Raw genomic sequence first — 23,693 nt, 5'->3', positions numbered from 1 at the left:
GGAGCCACCGTGAACGAGCAGCCGTCCCGCACCGACCTCGAGGTCCTCGACGAGATCCAGCGGCGGGTGCTCTGGCTCGCCACCCGGATCGTGGACGCGGCCAACCACGACCGCGACACCGGCGACGGGGTGAAGGTCGGCGGGCACCAGGCCTCCAGCGCCTCGCTGGTCACGGCGATGACGGCGTTGTGGTTCGCGCACCTGGACGCCGAGGACCGGGTGGCGGTGAAGCCGCACGCCTCGCCGGTCTTCCACGCCATCCAGTACCTGCTGGGCAACCTCGACCGCTCCTACCTGACCCGGCTGCGGGCCCGGGGCGGGCTCCAGTCGTACCCGTCGCGCACCAAGGACCCGGACGAGGTGGACTTCTCCACCGGCTCCGTCGGGCTCGGCGCGGCGGCGCCGCTGTTCGCCGCCGCGACCCGGCGCTACGTCGACGCGCACTTCGGCGCCCGCCCGCACTCCCGGTTCGTCGCGCTGATCGGCGACGCCGAGTTGGACGAGGGGAACATCTGGGAGGCGGTCGCCGACCCGGCCACCACGGGCCTGGGCAACGTGATGTGGCTGGTCGACTTCAACCGGCAGTCGCTCGACCGGGTGGTGCCGGGGGTGCGGATCAACCAGTGGCGGGGCCAGTTCGAGGCCGCCGGCTGGCACGTGGTCGAGGTCAAGTACGGCCGCAGGCTCGCCGAGGCGTACGCCCGGCCAGGCGGGGAGCGGCTGCGCGACTGGATCGACGCGATGCCCAACGAGCAGTACCAGTCGCTGTTCGGGCTCACCGGGGCGGCGCTGCGCAAGCAGTTCCTCGACGGCGCGCCCGACGGGATCGAGGCGTTCATCGCCGACATCGGCGACGACGAGCTGGGGCCGCTGGTCACCGACCTGGGCGGGCACGACATGGCGGCCATGCTCGACGCGTACGCCCAGTGCGACGCGGTCACCGACCGGCCCAGCGTCGTGTTCGCGTACACCGTGAAGGGGTGGGGGCTCCCGATCGCCGGCAACCCCCGCAACCACTCGGCGCTGCTCACCACGGAGCAGGTGGAGGCGCTGCGCGCCGCGCACGGGCTGACGCCGGAGACCGAGTGGGACCGCCTCGACCCGGCGTCGGAGGCCGGCATCCGGGCCGGCGAGCGCCGGGAGGCGCTGTCCCGCGCGCCCCGCGAGCGGGCGCTCGGGGTCGCCGTCCCGGAGAGCACGCGGGTACGCGCCAACAAGCCGATCTCGACCCAGGAGGTCTTCGGCCGGGTGCTGGTCGAGTTGGCCCGTAACCCGGAGGTCGGGCGCTACCTGGTGACCACCGCACCGGACGTGGCCACCTCCACCAACCTCGCCGGCTTCATCAACAAGACCGGCGTCTTCGCGCCCACCGAGCAGCGGTCCTGGACCGAGGACCGGATGCTGCGCTGGACGGAGAGCCCCGCCGGGCAGCACATCGAGCTGGGCATCTCGGAGATGAACCTGTTCCTGCTGCTCGGCCAGCTCGGCCTGGCCTGGGACCTGTCGGCCCAGCCGCTGCTGCCGGTCGGCACGGTCTACGACCCGTTCGTGCTGCGCGGGCTGGACGCGTTCCTCTACGGCACCTACTCCGGCTCCCGGTTCGTGGTCGCCGGCACCCCGTCGGGCATCACGCTCGCCCCGGAGGGCGGGGCCCACCAGTCCACCATCACCGCCTCGGTCGGCCTGGAACTGCCCGGGGTGACGTTCCTCGAACCGGCGTACGCGGCCTCCCTGGACTGGCTGCTCTGCGACGCGCTGGGCCAGATCGCGGGCGGGTCCACCCCGTCGGCGACGGCGGCGCCGGCCGAGGACGGGGCGTACTACTTCCGGCTCAGCACGCGCCCGATCGACCAGGCGCCCTTCGAGGCGGCCCGGGCCCGGCTCGGCGACGCGGTGCTGCGCCGGCAGGCGGTCGCCGGGGCGTACCGGTTGGTCGACGCCCACCAGGCGCACCCGCACCTGGCCGACGCGCCGGTGGTGCAGCTCGCCGCCTCGGGCGCGGTGCTGCCGGAGGTGCTCGCCGCGGCGGCGGAACTCGCCGAGGAGGGCATCGCCGCCCACGTGGTGGACGTGACGAGCCTGGACCGGCTCTACCGCGCCTGGCAGCGCACCCTGCGGCAGGGCGTCCGTACGGCGACCGTGCCGAGCGTGCCGGGCGCGCTGCGCTCGGCGTTCGCCGACCGGGTGCCGGTGGTGACCGTGCACGACGCCGCCTCGCACGCGATGGCGTGGCTCGGCTCGGCGGTCGGCGCCCCGGCGGTGCCGCTGGGGGTGGACGAGTTCGGCCAGTCCGGCAGCGTCCACGAGCTGTACGAGCTGCACGACCTGCTGCCCGGCAGCATCGTCAACGCCGCCCTGGCCGCCCTGTCCCTGCGCTGAGCCGTCCCGGCATCGGCCGTCGGCGGAGCGCCGTCCGGCGGTGCCTGGCGGTCGCCCGGCCGTCGTCCGGCGCGGTGGTGCCCTGCGGGTCAGCGGGTCGGGGTGGGAGTGACGGGGGCCGGGACGCCCGCCTTCGGGTTCTCCACGACGTGCCGCTCCAGGTTGACCTGCGCCTGCCCGGTGCCGCCCACGGTGATGTCGTCGTACGCCTGGAGCAGCTTGTTCTCGTCGAAGTAGAGCACGCTCATCGACAGCGGGGTGGGCTTCTCGCCCTCCAGCCCGCGCAGCCCGGCGCCGCCGGTGGACCCCTGGACCATGAGCTGGGTCGGCGTCTGGCCGGGTGCCTCCGGCAGCTTCGACACCTGCCGGTTGTGGGTGTGCCCGGCGAGGACCAGCGGGCAGGTGCCCGACAGGGGGCCGGCGGAGGCCGGGTCGTGCACCAGCGCGATGTTCACCGGCCGCGGCGAGCTGCGCACCGTGGCGGCGAGCTGGTCGCCGACGCCGATCACCTGGTCGGCGACCTGCTTGGTGAGGCCGCTGCCCGCCGGCGAGGTGTTCTTGTCGGGGGTGAAGCGCGGGTCGCCGATGCCGGCGATGGTCAGCCCGGCGACCGTGGTGGTGGTGTTGTTGAGCACGATCGCGTTGGGCTGGCGGGCCACGGCCGCCGCGGTGCGGCCGGAGTCGTGGTTGCCCCGGATGTAGACGTACGGCTTCTTGAGCAGGCCGATCGAGCCGACGTAGGAGGCCTCCGGCTCGCTGCCCCAGTCCGTGATGTCCCCGGTGTCGATCACCACGTCGATGCCGAACTGCTCCACGATGGTGCGGATGAGCTGCCAGCCGGTCGGGTTCAGGTGCATGTCGGAGACGTGCAGCACCCGGGTCGTGCCGGGGGCCGGCTCGTAGACGGGCAGCGACGACACGGTGGTGTAGAGCTGGCTGACGTTGCCGACGATGCGCTGGAGCTGCTCCGCGTAGCGGGTGTAGTCGTTGGCGATCCGCCGGGCGTCGCCGACGATCGCGGGGGCGTTGACCAACAGCCCCTCGTAGCGTGGCTCCTCGATGGCCTGCGGCCGCACGGTCGCCGCGGCGGTGCCGAGGCTGCCGGCGGTGATCACCAGCGCCAGCCCGCCGGCCCAGGCCGCCCGGCGGGCGTCGCGGAAGACCAGCAGGGCCAGCAGCAGGGTGACCAGCACGGCCGACGCGAGCGTCCGCAGGCCGAGCCGCAGCACACCCTCGCGGACGTCCTCGACGGCCGACTGGCTGGCCCGGTTGATGCTGGCCGGGTCGTCGATCAGCGCCTCGGTGCGGCTCTGGTCCAGCGCGCCCAGCTCGACCGTCAGGTGGGTCGGGCCGTCGTGGCTGTCGAGCAGCAGCGCGCCCAGCGGCGGGACGTCGACGGTGGTGCTGCCACTGACCGCCGGCGCCACCGTGAGGTCGGCCTGGAACGGGCCGATGTCGGTGCTCACCCGGCCGCCGGCGAGCACGCCGAGCACCACGCCGACCAGGGTGACGACCAGGACCGCCAGCGTCAGCCCGGTCGCGCGGAGCACGCGCCGGCCGCCCCGGTCGGTGCCGCCCCGGCGCAGGCGCGGGGCACGACCGGCCGCCGGGGCGTCCTCGCCCCGGCGACCGTGCTGCTCGTTCTCCTGCCCGTCCATGCTGAGATTCTGACCTGCCCAGTGAGGGATCTTGGGAAACCTGGGCGGACCGGCCGCGTCAGCTCCGGCCGGCCCCGCCGCCGGCGAAGACCAGACGCAGCAGCCGGTCGTCCTCGGGCGCCGGGTCGCCCCGCCCGTCGTGGTTGGAGGTGCTCACCCAGATCGAGCCGTCGGGGCCGGTGGCCACGGCGCGCAGCCGCCCGAACCGGCCGGTCAGCAGCTCACGCGGCTGCCCGAGCACCGTGCCGGTGTCGGTCAGCTCGACCAGCCACAGCCGCTTGCCGCGCAGGCAGGCGGTGACCAGCAGCCGGTCCGTGGCGGTCAGCCCGGAGCAGGAGGCGTCCGACGTCGGCCACTGGGTGATCGGGTTGACGTAGCGCTTGTCGTCGTCGCGCCCCTCGACCTGCGGCCACCCGTAGTTGCGCCCCTTGGTGACCTGGTTGATCTCGTCCCAGGTGTTCTGGCCGAACTCGACGGCGTACATCCGCTTGCCGGCGTCCCAGGCGAGGCCCTGGACGTTGCGGTGCCCCAGGGACCACACCGGGGAGTTCGGGAACGGGTTGCCGGGCGCCGGCTTGCCGTCCCTGGTGATCCGCAGGATCTTTCCGCCGAGTCGCCTGACGTCCTGCGCCTGCGGCCGGTCGCCGGCGTCCCCGGTGCTCGCGTAGAGCAGGCCGTCCGGGCCGAAGGCGAGGCCGCCGCCGTTGTGGATGCCCGCCTTGGGGATGCCGGTGAGGATCGGGGTGGGCGTGCCGCCCAACTCCAGCCGGGCGATCCGGTTGTCGCGCGCGGTGGTGTAGTAGACGAAGACCGACTTGTCGCGCTGGTAGTCGGGCGAGACGGCGATGCCCAGCAGCCCGCCCTCGCCGGCCGCCGCCACGTCGGGGACGGTCTGCACCGGGGTGACCTTCAGCCCGTCGGGCCCCGACTCGGGGCCGACGCGCAGGATCCGGCCGCTGTCCCGCTCCGTGACCAGCGCCGCGCCGTCGGGCAGGAAGGCGATGCCCCACGGCACCCGCAGGCCCTTGGCCAGCACGGTGGTGACCACTTCCTGGCCGGCGGCGCCGGCGCTCGCCGTCGTGGAGGGGGTGGGGAAGGTGGGCGGCTCACCCGCCGGGTCCGGCTCGGGCTCGCCGAAGCTGCAACCGGCGGTCGCGAGCAGCAGCGCCGCGCACGACGCCGCCAGGGCCGCCCGGAGGCGACGGGTGCGAGGGTACGGGGGACGGGCGCTCACCCGGCCCAGGGTAGCCCGCCGAGGCGTCGTAGCGGGGCCGACGGATCGGACCGGTCGCCGTGGCGGGGTCAGCGGGCCCGGACGGCGAGCAGCGCGACGTCGTCCTCGCGGTGGCGCGCGGCGGTCAGCAGCATGTCGCACAGCTCGCCCAGCGGCAGCCGGTCCGTGCCGCCCAGCCGTTCGGCCAGCTCCGCCATCCCCTCGTCGATGCTCCGGTCCCGCCGCTCGACGAGGCCGTCGGTGTAGAGCAGCAGGGTGTCGCCCGCGGCCAGGTGGGCGTGCCGACTGGTGCGGCGCACCGGCCGGCTCAGCCCGAGCAGCGGCTCCGGCGTGCCGCCGAGCACCTGCACCGCGCCCCCGGCCCGCACCACGAGCGGCGCGGGGTGACCCGCGTTGCACCAGGTGACCCGCTGGCCGCCGGCGTCGTCGGCGCGCAGCCGTACCAGGGCGGCGGTGGCCGCGGCGGGGATGCGCAACCCCCGGATCGTCTCGTCCAGGCGGCTCATCAGCTCGCCGACCGCGTCGGGGCGGCCGTACGCGTTGCCCCGCACGAGGTTGCGCAGCTGCCCCATGGTCGCGGCGGCCTCGATGTCGTGGCCGGCCACGTCGCCGATCGCCGCGATCAGGTCCCCGCCCGGCTGGCGGAAGGCGTCGTACCAGTCGCCGCCGACCTCCACCCGGTCCGCCGCCGGCTGGTAGCGGGCGGCCAGCTCCAGGTCGTCGGTGGCGGGCAGCCGCGGGAGCATGCTGTGCTGCAACACGTGCGCGACGTGCCGCTGCTGGCCGTACCTGCGGCTGTTGCCGATCGCCTGCCCGACCCGGCGGCCGACGTCCTCGGCGATGAGCAGGTCGCTGTCGTCGAAGTGCCGCCGCGCCGGGCCGTTGATCAGGGTGATGCAGCCGAGGACCCGCCCGGCGCCGGTGATCGGCACGCTGAGGTGCGACGAGAAGCCCAGCCGGGCGGCGATCTCCGGCATCTCCGGCCCGACCGTGCCCCGCCGCACGTCGGCGAGCGTGCCCGCGCTGCCCAGCACGGGCCGGCCGGTGCGCAGCACCGCCCGGGTGATCGAGTCGGGGCTGAGCCCGGTCCGCATCAGCTCGGCGAAGCGGGCGACGTCCGTGGCCCGGGCCGGGTCGTGGTGCGCGGCGGTCACGTCCCGGGGCGATCCGTCGGGCCCGACCAGGGTGACCAGGGACCAGTCGGCCAGCAGCGGCACCGTGGTGTCGCGGACGTGCCGCAGCACGGTGGTCACGTCGAGGGTCCCCGCCAGCGTCCCGGCCAGCCCGGCGAGCAGCTCCAGCCGGCCGTTGGCCTCCTCGGCGCGCCGGCGCGCCTCCTCGGCGCCGTCGAGGGCGATCCGCAGTCGCAGCTCCGACGAGCAGGCGGCGGCCAGGTCGGCGAGCGTCCGCAACTGCTCGGCGGTCCAGTCGCGCGGCTTGTCGTCGATCGCGCAGAGCGACCCGAGGACCCGGCCCTCCAGGTCGGTCAGCGGCATCCCGGCGTACGCCACCACGCCGAGGTCGGGCACGGCGAGGTTGTCCCGGAGGGTGGGGTGGAGCCGGGCGTCCGGCAGCACCATCGGCGTCCCGAGGTCGATGACGTGCTGGCAGAACGAATGGCTCAACGGGGTCTCCCGCCGGGCTGCCCACGGCGGGGACAGGCCCACCTCGCCGGGGAAGAACTGGCGGTCGGCGTCGACGAGGGAGACCAGCGCGACCGGCACGTCGAGCAGATCCCCGACCAGCCGGGCGAACCGGTCGAACGCCTCGTCGGGGGCGGCTGCCAGCCCGGTCTCGGCGAGGGAGCGCAGCCGGTCGGGGTCGCGCAGCACCGGGATCGGGGCGGCGCGCCCCGGGGCGTCGTCGCGGGAACCGTCGGTCATCGACCACCTGTCTGTGCCGGTCGGAGGCCGACCGGCGCTCCGGTCCCCCTTATACCCCGTCCGGGCCGGCACCGACCCGGTCCGCGGGCAGTCATCCCGGTCACGCTGCGCTGGCCGGCGGGCGGCCGCTCGTTCGGGTGCCGGGGCCCGCCCCGCCCGGCCGACCAGGCCACGGTGGGCCTATCGTCGGCGGGCGTGAAGGTATGGATCCCGCACGAGGCCGGCCGGACGCTCCTCGGGGAGTTGCCCCCGGAGGTCACGGTCGAGGTGGCCGAGGACCCCACCCGGCTCCCCTCCGAGGTGGCCGGCGTCCGGTTCTGGGTGCCGCCCTTCCTGGCCGGCGGCGACGCCCCCGCGCTGCTGCGTGAGCTGCCCGACCTGGCGGTGGTGCAGCTCCTCTCCGCCGGGGCGGACGCGTGGACCGGCCGGGTCCCGGAGGGGGTGACGCTCTGCGACGCCCGGGGCGTGCACGACCCGTCCACCGCCGAGTGGGTGGTCGCGGCGATCCTGTCCCAGCTGCGGGCCTTCCCGGCCCTCGCCCGCGCCCAGGCCCGGCGCGAGTGGGCGTACGACGAGGTCGCCCCGACCGACGAACTGGCCGGCAAGCGGGTGCTGATCGTCGGGGCGGGCTCGATCGGGACGGCGGTACGGGACCGGCTCGCGCCGTTCGGGGTGAGCTTCACCCTGGTGGCCCGGACCGCCCGCCCGGCGCAGGGGGTGCACGGCGTCGGGGAGCTGCCGGGGCTGCTGCCCGAGGCCGACGTGGTGGTGCTGCTGGTGCCGTTGACCGAGCAGACCCGCGGGCTGGTCGACGAGAGGTTCCTCGCCGCGATGCGGGACGGCGCGCTGCTGGTGAACGCCGCGCGCGGGCCGGTCGCCCGGACGGAGGCGCTGGTAGCCGAGCTGCGGACCGGCCGGATCTCGGCCGCGTTGGACGTCACCGACCCGGAGCCGCTGCCCGCCGGCCACCCGCTCTGGACGATGCCGAACGTGCTGCTCACCCCGCACGTGGCGGGTTCGGTGCGCGGCCTGCTGCCCCGGGCGTACCGGCTGGTCGGGGACCAGGTGCGGCGGTTCGTGGCCGGCGAGCCGCTGATCAACGCGGTGGTGGACGGCTACTGAGCGCGGCCCGGCGGGTCAGTGAGCGCGGCCCGGCGGGTCAGCCGGCCGCGTCGGGCAGGGTCTGGCCGGTGGCTTCGACCAGGCGGGGCAGGTCGGTGCCGCGCACGGCCGGCAGCGGCACCGCCTGGCCGTCGTCGAGCCGGGCGACCGCCCGGCCGCGCGGGTCGGCGGCCAGCTCGACGACGCGGTCCCAGCTGATCCGGCGCTGTCCGACGAGCGCCCGCAGGCGCAGCTCGCGGGCGTCCGCGTCGGTCCCGGCCCGCCACGCCCAGACCCCGACGCCGAGCGGGACGAGCAGCACCGGCAGCAGGTACCACCGGGCGCCGGCCAGCGGCAGGGCGCCGATGAAGGCGATGATCGCGGCGGCCAGGATCGCCTGGTTGTGCCGGAAACGGACGGTGTCGGAGCTGCTCACCCCCCGATGATCCCACTCCCGCCGGCCCCGGTACGCGCCGGGCGGGGCCGGCACGGCCCCCGCCGCCGACGGTGACGAGCGTCACTGTCGACTCGGCGTCACCGCCGTCGTGCGCGCTCGTTTGCCGGAGATGGGCAGCGGACCCACCATGTCCGGCGCCCCGCACCGCCGCACCGCCCGTGCCCCCTCACGAAGGCGACCGCCGTGCCCCTCGCGTACCCGTCCCGCGCCCGCCGTCCCGCCGTGCCGGAGGTCGTCGTCCTCGCCGCCGTCGCGCTGCTCCTGCTCGCCGGCGCGGCCGGTCGGGCGCCGACCCCGGCCGTGGTGGCGCTGGCGGGCGCCGCCGGCTCCGCGCTGGCCGGCACGCGCCTGTCCCGGCTGGCCGCCGGCCCGCCGCCCGTGCCGGCGCCCACCCGTTCCCGGGCGGCCCGCCGGCGCGCGGCGCCGCCCCGTCGCGTCGCCGTGCTGCTCGACGCCGCCGTGGTGGTGGCGGGACTGGCCGCCGCCGTCCTGCCGCTCGCCGGCCCGACCCGCCGGCCCGTCGTCGCGGTGGCGGGGCTGCTCGTCGCCGCCCCGCTCTTCGCCGCCGGCCTGCCCCCGTGGGCGCGGGCGCCGCGCCCCGCCGCCCGGGTCCGGCTGCGTCGTGCCCTCGACGCGACCGCCGCCGGCGTCGGGCTGGTCCTCACCGGTTGGCTGCTGCTGCCCCGCGACCGCCTCGACCCGCCGGCCCGGCTCGCGGCGGCGGTGGCCCTCGGCGGGCTCGCGGTCGGGGTGCTCACCGCGCTGACCGGGCCGCACCGGCGGTCCGGCGCCGCCCGGTGCCGGGCCGGCGCCGCGCTCACCCTCCTCGGGCTGGTGGGGCTGGCCGCGCTTCCCGTCGGGACGCCGCCGGACCGCGCGGGGCTGCTGGCCGTACCTCCGCTGGTGGGCGGCGTGCTGCTGACCGCGGCGGGGGCGCGGCTGGCGGCCCGGCCGGAGCCCGACCCGCCCGGCCTGCCGACCCTGGTGTGGCCCCGGGCGGTGATCCCGGCCCTCGCGGCCGTGACGGCCACCGGCTGGCAGCTCCGTTCCGGCGGGCCGCCGGACCTCACCGCCGTGCTGCTCGCGCTCGCGGTGGCGCCGCCGCTCGTGCTCCGCGACCTGCTCCGGCCGGCCGACCCACCCCCGGCGGCCCCCGCCGACGCCGGTCCGCGCCTCGTCGACGCTCCCGCGACCGTCCCGGCCGAAGGCGCGCCGGCCTGCGCCGAGGCGCCCCCGGTCCGGCACCGCCCGCCGGATCCCGGCCGCTCCGGCGAGCCGGCGGACCGCGCCGGGCTGCTGCGGGCACTCGCCGCGCTGCGGACCGCGCCGGCACCCGGCGGCGCGCTGCTCGTCGTCGACCTGCACGGCCTCGGCGGTGCCGGCGACGGGGCGGGCGACCCCGCCCGGGAGAGCGTCCTGGCCGAGGTCGACCGTCGCGCCCGCGCCGTCGTCGGCCCCCGGGACCTGCTCGCCGACCTCACCGCCACCGGCTTCGCCGTGGTCACCGGAACCGGCCCGGTGCTGGCGTACGCGCTGGGCACCCGGCTGCTCGCCGCCCTCACCCAGCCCTACCAGGTGCCGGACGGGGTGCTGCGGCTGCGGGCCAGCGTCGGGCTGGCGGAGGTCGCCGGCGCCGCGCCGGAGGACGTGCTGCGCCAGGCGGACCTGGCCCGGCGGCGCGCCGTCCAGCTCGGCCGGGACCGGGTCGAGTGGTACGACGCCTACCTGGAGGAGCAGCTCGTCCGCCGGCTGGACCTGGAGCGGGAGCTGCCCGGGGCGGTCGCCCGGGGCGAGCTGGACCTCGTCTACCAGCCGGTGCTCGACCTGGCCGACCGGCAGCCGGTCGGCACGGAGGCGTTGCTGCGCTGGCGCAGCCCGGTGCTCGGCACGGTGCTCCCGGCCGAGTTCCTGCCGGTGGCCGAGGACCTCGACGTTGTGGGCGAGCTGGGCTGCTGGGTGCTGGACCGGGCCTGCCGGCAGCTCGCCGCCTGGTCGCTGGGCAGCCGGCAACTGTGGATGGCGGTCAACGTCACCGTCCGGGAGCTGGCCGCGCCCGACTTCGTGCCCCGCGTGGCGGCCGTGCTGGAGGCGTACGGGGTGCCGCCGGACCGGCTGGTGGTGGAGGTGGCGGAGCCGAGGGTGGCGGCCGACCTGTCGACCGTGGTGGCCCGGCTGGCCGGGCTCCGGTCGCTGGGCGTCCGCACCGCGCTGGACGACTTCCGGGCCGAGCACGCCTCGCTGGCCCAGCTCCGTCGCCTGCCGATAGACCTGCTCAAGGTCGGCCCCCAGCTCGTGGACCCGGCGGACCCGCGCCGCCCGCTGATCGACGTGGTGGTGAACGTGGGGGACCGGCTGGGCCTGGACATCGTCGCCGAGGAGCTGGAGTCGCCGGCCCTGGTCGAGGGCGCGCGGCGGGCCGGCTGCCGGTACGGGCAGGGCTTCGCGCTGGCCCGCCCGGCGACGGCGGAACGGGTGGAGGCGTACTTCGAGGAGTTCCCGTCACCCTCGCGCTGACCGGCGCGGGCAGACATCCTGAACCGATTCACCTCTCCCGGGGCGGCGCGGTGCTGCCCCGCGGGGTGAGGTGCGCCGTCTCGTCCTGGATGCCGCCCGCCGGCCCGCCGCCGATCACCGCGAGCAACTGCCGGGCGGCGTGCGCGCCGTACGCCGGGATGTCCCGGCCGAGCGCGGTCAGCGGCGGGTGCACCAGTTGGCACAGCGGGGAGTCGTCCCACGCCACGATGGACAGGTCGCCCGGCACCGCGAGCCCCATCTCCTGGGCCACCGACAGGCCCGCTATCGCCATCACGTCGTTGTCGTAGATGACGGCGGTGGGACGGCCGGCGGAGCTGAGCAGCCGACGGGTGGCCCGCGCCCCCTCCTCGCCGGTGTAGTCCGACGGCACGGTGACCGCGTCGGCCAGCCCGAGCCGCCGGCACACGCCGGCGAACGCCTCCGTGCGGATCTCGGTGTGCAGCAGGTCGGGCAGCCCGCCGACGCGGGCGATCCGGCGGTGGCCGAGGGCGACCAGGTACTCCACGGTCTCCACCAGGGCCGCCGCGTCGTCGGACCAGACGCTGGCCAGCCCGCCGGTGCCCCCGGGTCCGCCGATCACGACCGCGGGCAGCCCCAACTCCTCCAGCGCCGGCACCCGCCGGTCGTCCGCGCGCAGGTCGCAGACGAGGACGCCGTCGACCCGCCGCTCGCCCCACCACCGGCGGTAGACCGCGATCTCCGCCTCCTGGTCGGCCACCATCTGGAGGGTGAGCGCGTACGACCGGGCGGAGAGCTCGGCCTCGACGCCGCTGATCAGCTCCATGAAGAACGGCTCGATGCCGAGCGTGCGGGCCGGGCGGCACAGCGCCAGGCCCACCGCCTCGGCGGTGGAACCGGAGAGGGCGCGGGCGGCGCGGCTGGGATTGAAGCCGATCTCCGCGGCGATGGCGAGGATCCGCTGCCGGGTGGCCTCGGAGACCCCGGGCTGGCCGTTCAGCGCGTAGGACACCGCGCCCTTGGACACCCCGGCACGTCGGGCGACGTCAGCGATCGTGGGCCGCTTCACCGGCGTATTCCTCCACTCTCCCGCCGGCCGGCGGGTTGCCTCGGCGCCGGGGTGACCGGCGGCGATCCACGCTACTGCACGCGGGGCCGCCGGCCGTGCCGCCGGCCGACCGTTCCCGGTCAGCGGCGGGCTTTCCCGGTTAAGCCGCCCGACACCCGGCACCCGCGCGCCGGGTTTAAAGCTGCGCCGCAGTGTGCCAGGAAGCGCTCCACCACGCATGATCACGCTCCCATGGCGGCCGAAAGTTGCCGGATGGTTGCGGTGTTGACTGCCCGTTGACACTGCCGGGGTCGGCCCGTACGGTGGCGTCACTTATCCGGTTCAGTCAACGCTCCTCGATGTCAGGAGCGTTCCCATCTTGCGCGGAGGATGACATGGCACGGTCCTTGACGCACTGGGTCCGGGCGACCGCCGTCGGCGCGGTCAGCCTGGTCCTGGTGGCGGCGTGCAGCGGCAACAGCGGCGGTGGCGGCGGCTCGGAACCGGGCGGCCCCGTCACGCTGAAGATCAACTTCTGGGGCGACTTCGGGCTCGACGAGCTCAAGGCGAAGTACGAGGCCGCCCACCCGAACGTGAAGATCAGCCTGAACACCGGCGAGTACAACGCCCAGCACGAGGACCTGCAGAAGAAGCTCATCGCCGGCTCCGGCGCGCCGGACATCGCCGCCATCGACGAGGGCTTCGTCGTCCAGTTCCGCGGCCAGGCCGACAAGTTCGTCAACCTGCTCGACAAGGGCGCCGGCGCGTACGAGCAGAAGTACCTGCCGTGGAAGTGGAAGCAGACCCTCACGCCGGACGGCAAGACGCAGATCGGCCTCGGCACGGACGTGGGCGGCCTGGCCATGTGCTACCGCACCGACCTGTTCAAGGCCGCCGGGCTGCCCACCGAGCGCGACCAGGTCTCCGCGCTCTGGCCCACCTGGGACCGGTTCGTCCAGGTCGGCCAGCAGTACACCGCCAAGAGCGGGAAGAAGTTCATCGACTCCGGCACCAACATCTTCAACCCCGTCCTCGGCCAGCAGCCCGTCGGCTTCTACGACGAGAGCGACACGCTGAAGATGGACGGCGGCCCGAAGGTCGCGTTCGACGTGGCGGCCAAGATGATCACCGCCGACCTCTCGGCCAACCTGGCCGCGTTCTCGCCCGAGTGGAACAGCGGCTTCGTCAAGGGCAACTTCGCCGTGCTCGCCTGCCCGGCCTGGATGCAGGGGCACATCAAGAACACCGCCCCCGGCACCAGTGGCAAGTGGGACGTGGCCGCGATCCCCGGCGGCGGCGGCAACTGGGGCGGCTCGTTCCTGACCATCCCCAAGCAGGGCAAGAACGTCGACGAGGCGTACCGGTTCCTGGAGTGGCTGGTCCAGCCCGAGCAGCAGATCGAGATCTTCAAGAAGGTCGGCAACCTGCCCTCGCAGCCGGCGCTCTACCAGGACCCGGCGATCCGGGACTTCACGAACCCGTTCTTCAACAACGCCCCGGTGGGCCAGATCTTCTCCAAGACGGCCGAGAGCCTCACCCCGCAGTACCTGGGCAGGAAGAACGGCCCGACCCGGGTGGCGGTGGAGAACGTGCTCAACCGCCTGGCCACCGGCAACCTCAAGGGCAAGCCCGACCAGGCGTGGACCGAGGCGGTCAAGGAAGCCGAGAAGGCCGCCAAGTCCTGATCGCGCCGGTGAGCGGCCGGGGCGGGGTCACGTCCCCGCCCCGGCCCGCCGACCCCCTTCGGTCCCTGGAGGTCCCCCGATGTCCACCACCCGTGCCGCCCCCGCGGCGCCCCCGCCCGGTCGGCACGCCGGCGCGGCGGGCCGTGCCGCCGGCCGCCCGCCCGAGCCGCGCGGCTGGCGCGACCGGCTGTACCGCTTCGACGTGCGCTACGTCCCGTACCTGCTGATCGCCCCGTTCTTCCTGCTCTTCGCGGTCTTCGGGCTCTTCCCGATCGTCTTCAACGGCGTCGTCGCGCTGCGCCACTGGCGACTCGACGACCCGACGCTGACCGGCTGGGCCGGGCTGGAGAACTTCCGCCGCCTGTTCACCGACGACGACTTCTTCAACGCGCTCCAGAACACCTTCGGCATCTTCGTGCTCTCCACCGTGCCGCAGCTGCTGCTGGCGCTGATCGTGGCGTCGCTGCTGAACCGGAAGCTGCGGGCCCAGACCTGGTTCCGCGTCGGGGTGCTGCTGCCGTACATCACCCCGGTGACCGCCTCCACACTGATCTTCTCGGTGGTCTTCGCGCGGGACACCGGCATCGCCAACTGGGCGCTGTCGCTGCTCGGCATCGGTGAGACCGAGCCGATCGACTGGCGATCCGCCAAGTGGTCCTCCTGGATCGCCATCGCCACCATGGTCAACTGGAAGTGGATCGGCTACAACGCGTTGCTCTACCTGGCCGCCATGCAGTCCATCCCGCGCGACGTCTACGAGGCCGCCGCCGTCGACGGCGCCGGGCCGTGGCGCCAGCTCTGGCGGATCACCGTGCCGATGATCCGGCCGGTGGTCATCTTCACCGTCGTGCTCTCCACCATCGGCGGCCTGCAGCTCTTCACCGAGCCGATGCTCTTCGACTCCAACCCGGCGCTGGGCCTCGGCGGCGACGACGGGCAGTGGCAGACCGTCGCGCAGCTCATCTACAAGGTCGGCTGGCGGGACCTGAACCTCGGCTACGCCGCCGCGATGTCCTGGGCGCTCTTCCTGATCATCCTGATCGTCGCGGCGGTCAACGCCCTGGTCACCAACCGCCTGGGCGGTGGGAAGCGGTGAGCGCGAGGAGTGAGCTTGCGAGCCCCGCGGTCGCGAACGAGAGGAGGGCCCGGTGAGCGTCCCGAACCCCCGGCGGGCGGCCCTGATGGGCCGGGCGCCGCAGCACATGCCCGGCAGCGTCTGGACCTACCTGTTCCTGAGCGCGGTGATCGCGTTCTCGGCGTTCCCGCTCTACTGGATGTTCGTCATCGCCACGAACACCGACGAGGCGCTGGCGAAGATCCCGCCGCAGGTGCTGCCCGGTGGGCAGCTGCTCACCAACCTGCGCGAGGTCTTCTCCATGCAGGACGTGTTCTTCCTCCAGTCCCTCGGCAACAGCGTGATCGTGTCGTCGGTGGTGACGGCCTCGGTGCTCTTCTTCTGCTCGCTGGCCGGCTTCGCCTTCGCCAAGCTGCGGTTCAGGGGGCGCAACGCGCTGATGGTGATGGTCATCCTGACCATGACGGTGCCGAACCAGCTCGGCGTCGTCGCGCTCTACATCCTGATGGGCCACATGCCGGGCGAGGGCGGCTGGAACGGCACCCTCCTCGCGGTGATCGTGCCCGGCCTGGTGAGCGCGTTCGGCGTCTTCTACATGCGTCAGTTCATCCTCGACGCGGTGCCCGACGAGCTGGTCGAGGCCGGGCGGATGGACGGCGCGAGCACCATGCGGATCTTCTGGAGCGTCGTGGTGCCGGCCGTCCGGCCCGCGATGGCGGTGCTCGGCCTGCTGACCTTCGTCGCCACCTGGAACGAGTTCCAGTGGCCGCTGATCACGCTCGGCGGCACCGACTACCCGACCTCGATGGTGGCCCTGTCCGACCTCGCCAGCGGCAACTACGTGCTGTACCGCCGGGTGCTGGCCGGCGCCCTGGTCGCCACCCTCCCCCTACTGGTGATGCTCTTCGTCGGCGGCCGTCAGATCGTCCGCGGAATCATGGAAGGTGCGGTGAAGTCGTGATCCGGCAAGCGTTGCACGAGGGCTGGACGCTGCGGGCGGTGCCCGGCCCGCAGGTCCCGGCGGGGATCGCCGACCGCGCGGTGCCGGCGACCGTCCCCGGCTGCGTGCACACCGACCTGCTCGCCGCCGGCCTGATCCCCGACCCCTACCTCGACGACAACGAGACGGGGCTGGCCTGGATCGGCCGGACCGACTGGGTCTACGAGACCACCTTCGACCACGAGCCGGGCGACGACGAGCGGATCGACCTGGTCTGCGCCGGCCTCGACACCGTCGCCACGCTCACCCTCAACGGCGTCGAGCTCGGCCGCACCGAGAACATGCACCGCGGCCACCGCTTCGACGTCCGGTCGCCGCTGGTCGCCGGGTCCAACACCCTGGCCGTACGCTTCGACTCCGCCTACCGCTACGCACAGGCGCAGCGGGACCGGCTCGGGGACCGGCCGAACGCCTACCCGGAGCCGTTCCCGTTCATCCGCAAGATGGCCTGCAACTTCGGCTGGGACTGGGGACCGACCCTGGTCACCGCCGGGATCTGGCAGGAGATCGGGCTGCACGCCTGGTCCACCGCCCGGCTGGCCGTCGTGCGCCCGCTGGTGACCGTCGCGGCCGGCGACGGCCGGGTGGAGGTGCACGTCGAGGTCGAGCGGGCCGGGGACGGGCCGCTCACCGTGCGGGCGACCGTCGCCGACGCGCGCGCCGAGGCGACGATCCCGGCCGGGCAGCGCACGGCCGTGCTGACCCTCACCGTCCGCGACCCTGCGCTGTGGTGGCCCCGGGGGTACGGCGCGCAGCCGCTCCACCCGCTGGAGGTGACCCTGTCCGGCGGGGACGGCCGGCCGCTGGATGCCTGGTCCCGACGGATCGGCTTCCGGTCCGTACGCGTCGACACCACCCCCGACGCGCACGGCACGCCCTTCGCCCTGCGCGTCAACGAGACTCCGGTCTTCGTCCGGGGGATCAACTGGATCCCCGACGACGCGTTCCCGACCCGGATCACCCGGGACCGGCTGGCTCGGCGACTGGGCCAGGCCGCCGACGCGAACATCAACCTGCTGCGCGTGTGGGGCGGCGGCCGGTACGAGTCGGACGACTTCTACGACCTCGCCGACGAGCTGGGCCTGCTGGTGCAGCAGGACTTCCTCTTCGCGTGCGCCGCGTACCCGGAGGAGGAGCCGTTCCGCGCCGAGGTGGCCGCCGAGGCCGCCGAACAGGTGGTCCGGCTGGCGCCGCACCCGTCGCTGGTGCTCTGGACCGGCAACAACGAGAACATCTGGGGCTGGCACGACTGGGACTGGCAGGAGCCCCTGGCCGGGCGCACCTGGGGGCGCGGCTACTACCTGGAGCTGCTGCCCCGCATCGTCGGCGAGCTGGACCCGACGCGGCCGTACTGGCCGGGCAGCCCCTGGTCGGGCAGCGAGGAGATCCACCCGAACGACCCGGCGCACGGCACCACGCACATCTGGGACGTCTGGAACACCGACGACTACACGCGGTACCGCGACTACGTGCCGCGCTTCGTCGCGGAGTTCGGCTACCAGGCGCCGCCCGCGTACGCCACGCTGCGCCGGGCGCTGTCGGACGACCCGCTGGCCCCCGACTCGCCCGGGATGGCGCACCACCAGAAGGCGACCGACGGGGACGCCAAGCTCCGGCGGGGGCTCGACGCGCACCTGCCGGCGCCGGCGGACTTCGACGACTGGCACTGGCTGACCCAGCTCAACCAGGCGCGGGCGATCCAGCTCGGGGTGGAGCACTTCCGCTCCCACCGCGACGTCTGCGCGGGCACCATCGTCTGGCAGCTCAACGACTGCTGGCCGGTGACCTCCTGGTCGGCCGTCGACGGCGACGGTCGCCGCAAGCCGCTGTGGTACGCGCTGCGCCGCGCGTACGCGGACCGGCTGCTCACCGTCCAGCCCCGGCGGGACGGCCTGGCCGTGGTCGCGGTCAACGACGCCCCGGTCCCGTGGCGGGCGGTCGTGTCGGTGACCCGGCTGACCCTGACCGGGGAGCCGCGCGCGAAGACGACGCTGGAACTGGCCGTCCCCGCGTACGGGAAGGTCGAGCTGGCGCTGCCGGCGGAGCTGGCGCGGCCGGCGGAGGCCCGGCGCGAGCTGCTGGTCGCGGAGGCGGGGGACACGGCGGAACGGGCGCTCTGGTTCTTCGCCGAGGACCGCGACGTCGACTGGCCGGCGGCCGGGTACGACGCGGCGGTCGAGCCGGTCGACGGCGGGCGGCGGGTCCGGGTCACCGCCCGGACGGTCCTGCGCGACCTCGCCCTCTTCCCCGACCGGCTCGACCCGGCGGCCGAGGTCGACGAGGCGCTGGTCACCCTGCTGCCGGGGGAGTCGGTGACCTTCACGGTGCGCGCGGAGACCCCGCTGGACCCGGCGGCGCTGACCGCCCGGCCGGTGCTGCGCTGCGTCAACGACCTCGCCGCCGGCTGACCGGCGGACCCTGCCCCGCCTCCCGCGGGGCGGGGTCCGCCGCCGACCGACCGCGACGGCGGTGCCGGCCGCCTCTCCGGTCAGCCGGCGCCGCGCCCACCGGGCCCCGTACCGCGACAGCGGTACGGGGCCCGGGACGACGGCGAGAACTGCGCGTGGCGGTCAGGCCCGGGCGGCGGCGAGCACCTGGCCGACCAGCTCGCCGGAGGTGCCCGAGCGCTCGTACTCCGGGCGGTGCAGCGTGCCACCCATCAGGGGCGCCGGGTTCCGGTGCACCGCCGGGCTGTCCGACGTGACCAGCGCCGCGAAGTGGTACTCCTCGGCCTTCGTCGCCTCGATGATCCGGGCGATGTTGCGCGGGGTGATGCCCCCGCCCGGCATGACCACGATCCGGCGCTGCGCCCGTCGGACCAGCTCGGCGATGAGCGGGGCCCCCTCCAGCACGCTCACCTCCTGGCCCGAGGTGAGCACCCGGTCCACCCCCAGCTCGATGAGCTGCTCCAGGGCCTGGAACGGGTCCCGGACCATGTCGAACGCCCGGTGGAAGGTGATGCTCGCGGTACCGGCCGCCTCGATCAGCTTCCGGGTGGTCGGCACGTCGACGTCGCCCTCGGCGGTCAGCGCCCCGACGACCACGCCGTGCGCCCCGGCGGCCACCGCCGCCTGCACGTCGCGCACCATGGCGTCGACCTCGGCCGGCGAGTAGATGAAGTCCCCCGCCCGCGGCCGGACGATGACGTGTACCCGGATCCGGTCGACGCTGCGCAGCGCCGTCTCGATGGTGCCGATGCTCGGCGTCAGCCCACCCTCGAAGAGCGCGGAGCAGAGCTCCACCCGGTCGGCGCCGGCCTCCTCGGCGGCGATCGCGCCCTCGACGCTGTCGATGCAGATCTCGAATGTCGTCATCAGTCTTCCCTCTCCGTGCGGGTCCGTCCCGCGGTCCAATCGATGGCGGCGGTGACGGCGCCGACCGGTTCGCCGCCGCCGAGCACCGGCACCCGGCGCAGCTCACCGGCGCCCTGCACCGGCGCGCCGGCCGCCGCCAGGGCGCTGAGCGCGATGGCGGTGGTGGCCCGGGGGCTGCCGTCGATCACCTTCACGGCGACCGCGTACCCGTCGGGGGTCGCCACCCCGAGCACGCCCTCGGCGCCACCCTTGGCGAGCACGCCCGGCAGCGCCCGCATCAGGTCGGTGTTGGGGTGGCCGTGCCAGCCCCCGACGTGCTCGGGGTGCCGGCGCATCGCCTCGGCCACCCGGGCCTCGGGGCTGCCGGGCTCCGCCCGCACCAGGGCCTGGAAGGCGCGGGCCAGGCCGGTGAGCGGCAGACCGAACAGCGGCGCGCCGCAGCCGTCCACGGCGACGGTGGCGACCGGGGTGCCGGCCAACCGGGCGACGGCGGCGGCGGTGTGCCGTTGCAGCGGATGCGCCGGGTCGAGGTAGTCGTGCGTGGACCAGGAGCGGGCGGCACAGGCGAGCAGCATCGCGGCGTGCTTGCCGGAGCAGTTCATCCGGATCCGCCGCCGTTGCTCGCCCGCGCGGATGAGCCGCTCCCGGGTGGGCTCGTCCTCGGGCCAGTCGGGAGGGCAGGCGAGCGCGTCCTCGCCCAGCCCCGCGGCGGTGAGCAGGTCGCGCACCACGGCCACGTGCCGGTCGTCGCCGGTGTGGCTGCCGGCCGCGATGGCCAGCGCGGCCCCGGCCAGCGCCCGGCCGGCCGGCGAGCCGGCGCCCGCCGCGTCCACGGCGGTCAGGCAGGCCAGCGCCTGCGCCGGCTTCAGGGTGGACCGTGGCAGCACGGGCTCGTCGGGCACGCCGGCGCGCAGCGCGACCGCGCCGGACGGGTCGAGCACCACGACGCTGCCGAGGTGTCGACTCTCCACGAAGCCGCTGCGCGTCACCCGCGCGAGTTCGGCGTACGGGACGGTGGTCACCGGGCGGTACCCCCTTGGGCGAGCAGTGGCGCCGCCGGGTCCGCGTCGGCCGACCGGCCGCGACCGGTGCGGCGACCGTTGCGGGCCTGCAGGACGCGGGCGACCTTCGACAGCGAGGCGTTGACCACCAGGTAGATCAGCGCCACCACGAGGAACGTCTGGATCAGCAGGTTGGTGTACGAGGAGAGCACCTGGCCGCTGTAGAGCAGCTCGGTGTAGCTCACCACGAAGCCGAGCGAGGTGTCCTTGAGCAGGCCGACGAGCTGGCTGACCAGGGACGGGGCGAGCTGGAGCAGGGCCTGCGGCAGCACCACCAGCCGCATGACCTGGCCGCGCCGCAGGCCGACCGCCAGGCCGGCCTCCGTCTGCCCCCGGTCCAGCGCCTTGATGCCGGCCCGGAAGATCTCGGCGAAGGCCGCCGAGTTGGAGACCACCAGCGGCACCACGAGCTTCCAGAACAGCGGGAAGTTCAGGCCGTACTGGGGGAGCGCGAAGAGCGTCACGTAGATCAGCAGCAGCGCGGGCACGGTCCGGAAGACCTCCACGTACGCGCCGGCCAACCAGCGTACGGGCCGGCGCGCCGAGAGCCGGCCGAGCGCGAGCAGCAGCCCGAGCGCGGCGCTGAGCACGGCGGTCGCGGCGGCGGCGCGCAGTGTCGCCCAGAGGCCGTCGAGCAGGTAGCGCCAGATCGGCCAGGTGGTGAAGGGCTGCCACCGGTCGGCGGCCAGCTCGCCGTAGCTGGCGAAGCGGTGGACCGCCCAGACGAGTCCGCCGACCACGGCGAGCGTGCCGAGCACGGTGGCGATCCGGATCCGCCGCTTCGCGCGGGGACCGGGCTCGTCGAAGAGGATCTGCTGGGTCGGGTTCATCGGACGATCGCCAGCCTTCGTTCCAGCGTGCCGGTGACCCGGCCGATCAGCAGCGCGAGCAGCATGTAGGCGAGGCCGGCGCCGGTGAAGACGGTGATCGGCTGCGCCTCGACGAGGTTGACGTTGTTGGCGGCCTGGGTCAGCTCGACCACCCCGACGGCGGCGGCCAGCGAGGTGTTCATCAGCAACGCGATGCAGATGTTGCCCATCGGCTGGATCACCGCGCGCAGTCCCTGCGGCAGGATGACGTACCGCAGGGACTGGCTGAAGGTGAGCCCGATGGCGCGCGCCGCCTCGGCCTGCCCCACGCCCACCGTGTTGATCCCGGCCCGGATCGCCTCGGCCAGGTACGCCCCCTCGTAGGCGGCGATCACGATGGCCGCCGAGGTGAACAGCGGGAACGAGATGCCGATCGTCGGCAGCGCGAAGACGAAGAGCACCAGCAGGGCCAGCAGCGGCAGGTTCTGCAGCACCTCGACGTAGACGGTGCCGACGGTACGCAGCAGCGGTACCGGGCAGATCCGCAACGTCGCCACGACGATGCCCAGCAGCATCGCGCCGAGGGTGGTCACGACGGTCAACTGGACCGTCGTGACCAGCCCGTGCCCGAGTGCGCCGAGGTGAGCGGTGAGGGCGTCCATGTCGGGGAGGGTTCCTCAGGAGCCTTCGACGGAACCGATCGCCGGCGGCGTCGGCGCGTCGCCCTCCACCACGGAGCCGAGGGTGCTCTTCCAGACCTTGCCCCAGGTGCCGTCGGCCTGGATCTTCCGGAGCCAGTTGTTGACGAACTCCTTGAACTGGGCGTCCTCGCGGTTGAGCCCGATGCCGTACGCCTCCGTGGTGAACGGCTCGCCGACGACCTTCATGCCGGGGTTGGCCTTGGCGCCCGAGGCGAGCAGGGTGAAGTCCTGCACGTACGCGTCACCGCGCTTCTGCAGCAGCGCCTGCACCGCCTGGGGGTCGGTGGCGAAGGCGACCTGCTTCGAGCCGGGGGCGGCGGTGGGCAGTGCGGTGACCGCCGGGGTGTTCGCGCCCACGATGACGGTCTTGCCGGCCAGGTCCTTGACGCTCTTGATGCCCGTCTCGTCCTTGCGGACCGCGACGGCGAGGCCGGAGGTCAGGTAGGGCCCGGCGAAGGCGACCTGGGTGGCCCGCTGCGGGGTGATGGTGTACGTCTGGAAGACCGCGTCGACCGACTTCGCCTGGAGCATCGCCTCCCGGGTCTGGGTGCCGATGGTCACCGTCTTCACCTCGGGCTTGCCGATGATGTACTTGGCGAGCAGCTTGGCCATGTCGGCGTCGAAGCCCTCGATCTGGCCGCTGACCGGGTTCTGCTGGGACAGCAGCGGGGCGTCCAGCGACCCGCCGACGGTCAGGTAGCCGCGCTTGCGGATCGCGTCCATGGTGGAGCCGGCCGGGATCTCGGCGTCGGAGGCGACCGGGGCGGCGTCGTACACCGACTGGTCGACCTTCTCCCCGCCGGCCTTGCCGGGCAGGGGCGTGGAGCCGCCGTCGCCGCAGCCCGCGGCGGCCAGCGCGACGGCCACGGCGGCGGCCATCGTCACCGCGCCGCGCCGTGTGAGGTTCTTGTGCCACATCGACATGTCACCCTCCTCGGGGGATCAGTGCTGGAGGATCTTGGAAAGGAAGTCGCGCGCCCGGTCCGTGCGGGGGGCGGCGAAGAACTCGTCGGGGGTGCCGGACTCGACGATCCGGCCGTCGTCCATGAAGACGACCCGGTCGGCGGCGCGGCGGGCGAAGCCCATCTCGTGGGTGACGACGACCATGGTCATCCCCTCGGCGGCCAGGGAGACCATCACGTCCAGCACCTCGTTGACCATCTCCGGGTCCAAGGCGGAGGTCGGCTCGTCGAAGAGCAGCACCTTCGGCCGCATGGCGAGGGCGCGGGCGATCGCCGCCCGCTGCTGCTGGCCGCCGGAGAGCTGCGCCGGGTAGCGGTCGGCCTTGTCGGCGATGCCGACCCGGTCCAGCAGGGCCAACGCCTGGTCGCGGGCCTCGGCCTTCGGCACGCGGCGGACCCGGATCGGGCCGAGCGTGACGTTGTCCAGGATCGTGCGGTGGCCGAACAGGTTGAACGACTGGAAGACCATGCCGACGTCGGCGCGCAGCCGGGCGAGTGCGCGGCCCTCGGCGGGCAGCGGCTCACCGTCGATCTCGATGCTGCCCGCCCCGGCGATCTCCAGCCGGTTGAGGCAGCGGCAGAGGGTCGACTTGCCGGAGCCGGACGGCCCGACCACGACCACCACCTCGCCGGCGGCCACGGTCAGGTCGATGTCCTTGAGGACGTGCAGCGGGCCGAACCACTTCTGCAGGCCGCGGACGGCCACCATCGGCCGGCCCGGGCGCGTCGACCCGGTCCGCCCCGCGAGGTCGGGTGCCGTCGGTGTCACAGCTCGCCCCACTTTCTACGACGATCGAACAAAGATTTGCTTCAACCGAACCAACGCGGCTCAT

18 protein-coding genes are annotated in these 23,693 nt (G+C 74.5%); 7 read left to right on the top strand and 11 right to left on the bottom strand.

Going from position 1 to position 23,693, the window contains the following annotated elements; translation table 11 throughout:
• Window positions 1-9: 9 nt before the first annotated feature.
• Window positions 10-2,379 (top strand): pyruvate dehydrogenase, encoded by a 2,370-nt coding sequence (locus tag ACGF7U_RS10790; RefSeq protein ID WP_393105164.1) that lies wholly within the window; start codon window positions 10-12, stop codon window positions 2,377-2,379.
• An 89-nt stretch (window positions 2,380-2,468) separates the two neighbouring features.
• Here ACGF7U_RS10790 and ACGF7U_RS10785 read toward each other — a convergent pair whose 3' ends face one another.
• From ACGF7U_RS10785 to ACGF7U_RS10775, 3 genes are all read right to left on the bottom strand, one after another.
• A complete protein-coding gene (locus tag ACGF7U_RS10785) occupies window positions 2,469-4,037 on the bottom strand; it encodes a metallophosphoesterase (protein WP_393105162.1) in 1,569 nt (522 codons plus the stop codon).
• A 58-nt stretch (window positions 4,038-4,095) separates the two neighbouring features.
• Window positions 4,096-5,271 carry a PQQ-dependent sugar dehydrogenase gene (locus ACGF7U_RS10780; RefSeq protein WP_393105160.1) on the bottom strand — a complete coding sequence of 392 codons (1,176 nt, stop codon included), beginning with the start codon at window positions 5,269-5,271 and terminating at the stop codon, window positions 4,096-4,098.
• A gap of 68 nt (window positions 5,272-5,339) precedes the next feature.
• On the bottom strand, window positions 5,340-7,154 hold the full coding sequence (locus ACGF7U_RS10775; protein ID WP_393105159.1) for a GAF domain-containing SpoIIE family protein phosphatase: 1,815 nt from the start codon (window positions 7,152-7,154) through the stop codon (window positions 5,340-5,342).
• A gap of 195 nt (window positions 7,155-7,349) precedes the next feature.
• Between ACGF7U_RS10775 and ACGF7U_RS10770 the strand changes: the two genes are divergently transcribed.
• On the top strand, window positions 7,350-8,276 hold the full coding sequence (locus ACGF7U_RS10770; protein ID WP_393105158.1) for a 2-hydroxyacid dehydrogenase: 927 nt from the start codon (window positions 7,350-7,352) through the stop codon (window positions 8,274-8,276).
• A 37-nt stretch (window positions 8,277-8,313) separates the two neighbouring features.
• Here ACGF7U_RS10770 and ACGF7U_RS10765 read toward each other — a convergent pair whose 3' ends face one another.
• Complete coding sequence (locus tag ACGF7U_RS10765) at window positions 8,314-8,691, bottom strand: PH domain-containing protein (protein ID WP_393105157.1); 378 nt, start codon at window positions 8,689-8,691, stop codon at window positions 8,314-8,316.
• A gap of 204 nt (window positions 8,692-8,895) precedes the next feature.
• Between ACGF7U_RS10765 and ACGF7U_RS10760 the strand changes: the two genes are divergently transcribed.
• Window positions 8,896-11,226: an EAL domain-containing protein gene (locus ACGF7U_RS10760; RefSeq protein ID WP_393105155.1), complete on the top strand. Its 2,331-nt coding sequence runs from the start codon at window positions 8,896-8,898 to the stop codon at window positions 11,224-11,226.
• Between the two features lie 28 nt (window positions 11,227-11,254).
• Here ACGF7U_RS10760 and ACGF7U_RS10755 read toward each other — a convergent pair whose 3' ends face one another.
• Complete coding sequence (locus tag ACGF7U_RS10755; RefSeq protein ID WP_393105153.1) at window positions 11,255-12,274, bottom strand: LacI family DNA-binding transcriptional regulator; 1,020 nt, start codon at window positions 12,272-12,274, stop codon at window positions 11,255-11,257.
• A 374-nt stretch (window positions 12,275-12,648) separates the two neighbouring features.
• On the opposite strand from ACGF7U_RS10755, the gene ACGF7U_RS10750 reads away from it, so the two are divergent.
• The 4 genes from ACGF7U_RS10750 to ACGF7U_RS10735 all read left to right on the top strand — a co-directional run bounded on the left by ACGF7U_RS10750 (window position 12,649) and on the right by ACGF7U_RS10735 (window position 18,421).
• Window positions 12,649-13,938, top strand: a complete 1,290-nt coding sequence (locus tag ACGF7U_RS10750; RefSeq protein WP_393105151.1) for an extracellular solute-binding protein — start codon at window positions 12,649-12,651, stop codon at window positions 13,936-13,938.
• 79 nt (window positions 13,939-14,017) lie between these two features.
• Entirely contained in the window at window positions 14,018-15,034 is a 1,017-nt protein-coding gene (locus tag ACGF7U_RS10745) for a carbohydrate ABC transporter permease (protein WP_393105149.1), read from the top strand.
• Window positions 15,035-15,119: 85 nt separating this feature from the next.
• Window positions 15,120-15,974, top strand: a complete 855-nt coding sequence (locus tag ACGF7U_RS10740; RefSeq protein WP_393105311.1) for a carbohydrate ABC transporter permease — start codon at window positions 15,120-15,122, stop codon at window positions 15,972-15,974.
• Window positions 15,971-18,421 carry a glycoside hydrolase family 2 protein gene (locus tag ACGF7U_RS10735; protein WP_393105147.1) on the top strand — a complete coding sequence of 817 codons (2,451 nt, stop codon included), beginning with the start codon at window positions 15,971-15,973 and terminating at the stop codon, window positions 18,419-18,421. The genes ACGF7U_RS10740 and ACGF7U_RS10735 overlap by 4 nt, the downstream gene beginning before the upstream one ends.
• Window positions 18,422-18,583: 162 nt before the next feature.
• Here the strand turns inward: ACGF7U_RS10735 and ACGF7U_RS10730 are convergent, their stop codons facing one another.
• The 6 genes from ACGF7U_RS10730 to ACGF7U_RS10705 are packed head-to-tail and all read right to left on the bottom strand — an operon-like array spanning window position 18,584 to window position 23,569.
• Window positions 18,584-19,327: a copper homeostasis protein CutC gene (locus tag ACGF7U_RS10730; RefSeq protein ID WP_393105145.1), complete on the bottom strand. Its 744-nt coding sequence runs from the start codon at window positions 19,325-19,327 to the stop codon at window positions 18,584-18,586.
• Complete coding sequence (locus ACGF7U_RS10725) at window positions 19,327-20,349, bottom strand: asparaginase (protein ID WP_393105143.1); 1,023 nt, start codon at window positions 20,347-20,349, stop codon at window positions 19,327-19,329. Before ACGF7U_RS10725 ends, ACGF7U_RS10730 begins: the two co-directional genes overlap by 1 nt.
• Window positions 20,346-21,218: an amino acid ABC transporter permease gene (locus tag ACGF7U_RS10720; RefSeq protein ID WP_393105141.1), complete on the bottom strand. Its 873-nt coding sequence runs from the start codon at window positions 21,216-21,218 to the stop codon at window positions 20,346-20,348. Before ACGF7U_RS10720 ends, ACGF7U_RS10725 begins: the two co-directional genes overlap by 4 nt.
• A complete protein-coding gene (locus tag ACGF7U_RS10715; RefSeq protein WP_393105139.1) occupies window positions 21,215-21,859 on the bottom strand; it encodes an amino acid ABC transporter permease in 645 nt (214 codons plus the stop codon). Before ACGF7U_RS10715 ends, ACGF7U_RS10720 begins: the two co-directional genes overlap by 4 nt.
• Window positions 21,860-21,874: 15 nt before the next feature.
• Window positions 21,875-22,822 (bottom strand): glutamate ABC transporter substrate-binding protein, encoded by a 948-nt coding sequence (locus ACGF7U_RS10710; protein ID WP_393105137.1) that lies wholly within the window; start codon window positions 22,820-22,822, stop codon window positions 21,875-21,877.
• An 18-nt stretch (window positions 22,823-22,840) separates the two neighbouring features.
• Complete coding sequence (locus ACGF7U_RS10705; protein WP_393105135.1) at window positions 22,841-23,569, bottom strand: amino acid ABC transporter ATP-binding protein; 729 nt, start codon at window positions 23,567-23,569, stop codon at window positions 22,841-22,843.
• Between the last annotated feature and the right edge of the window lie 124 nt (window positions 23,570-23,693).

The sequence above is a fragment of the Micromonospora sp. NPDC047670 genome, assembly GCF_043204915.1.
Taxonomy (GTDB): domain Bacteria; phylum Actinomycetota; class Actinomycetes; order Mycobacteriales; family Micromonosporaceae; genus Micromonospora.
This window is presented reverse-complemented; position numbering and strand designations above follow the sequence as displayed.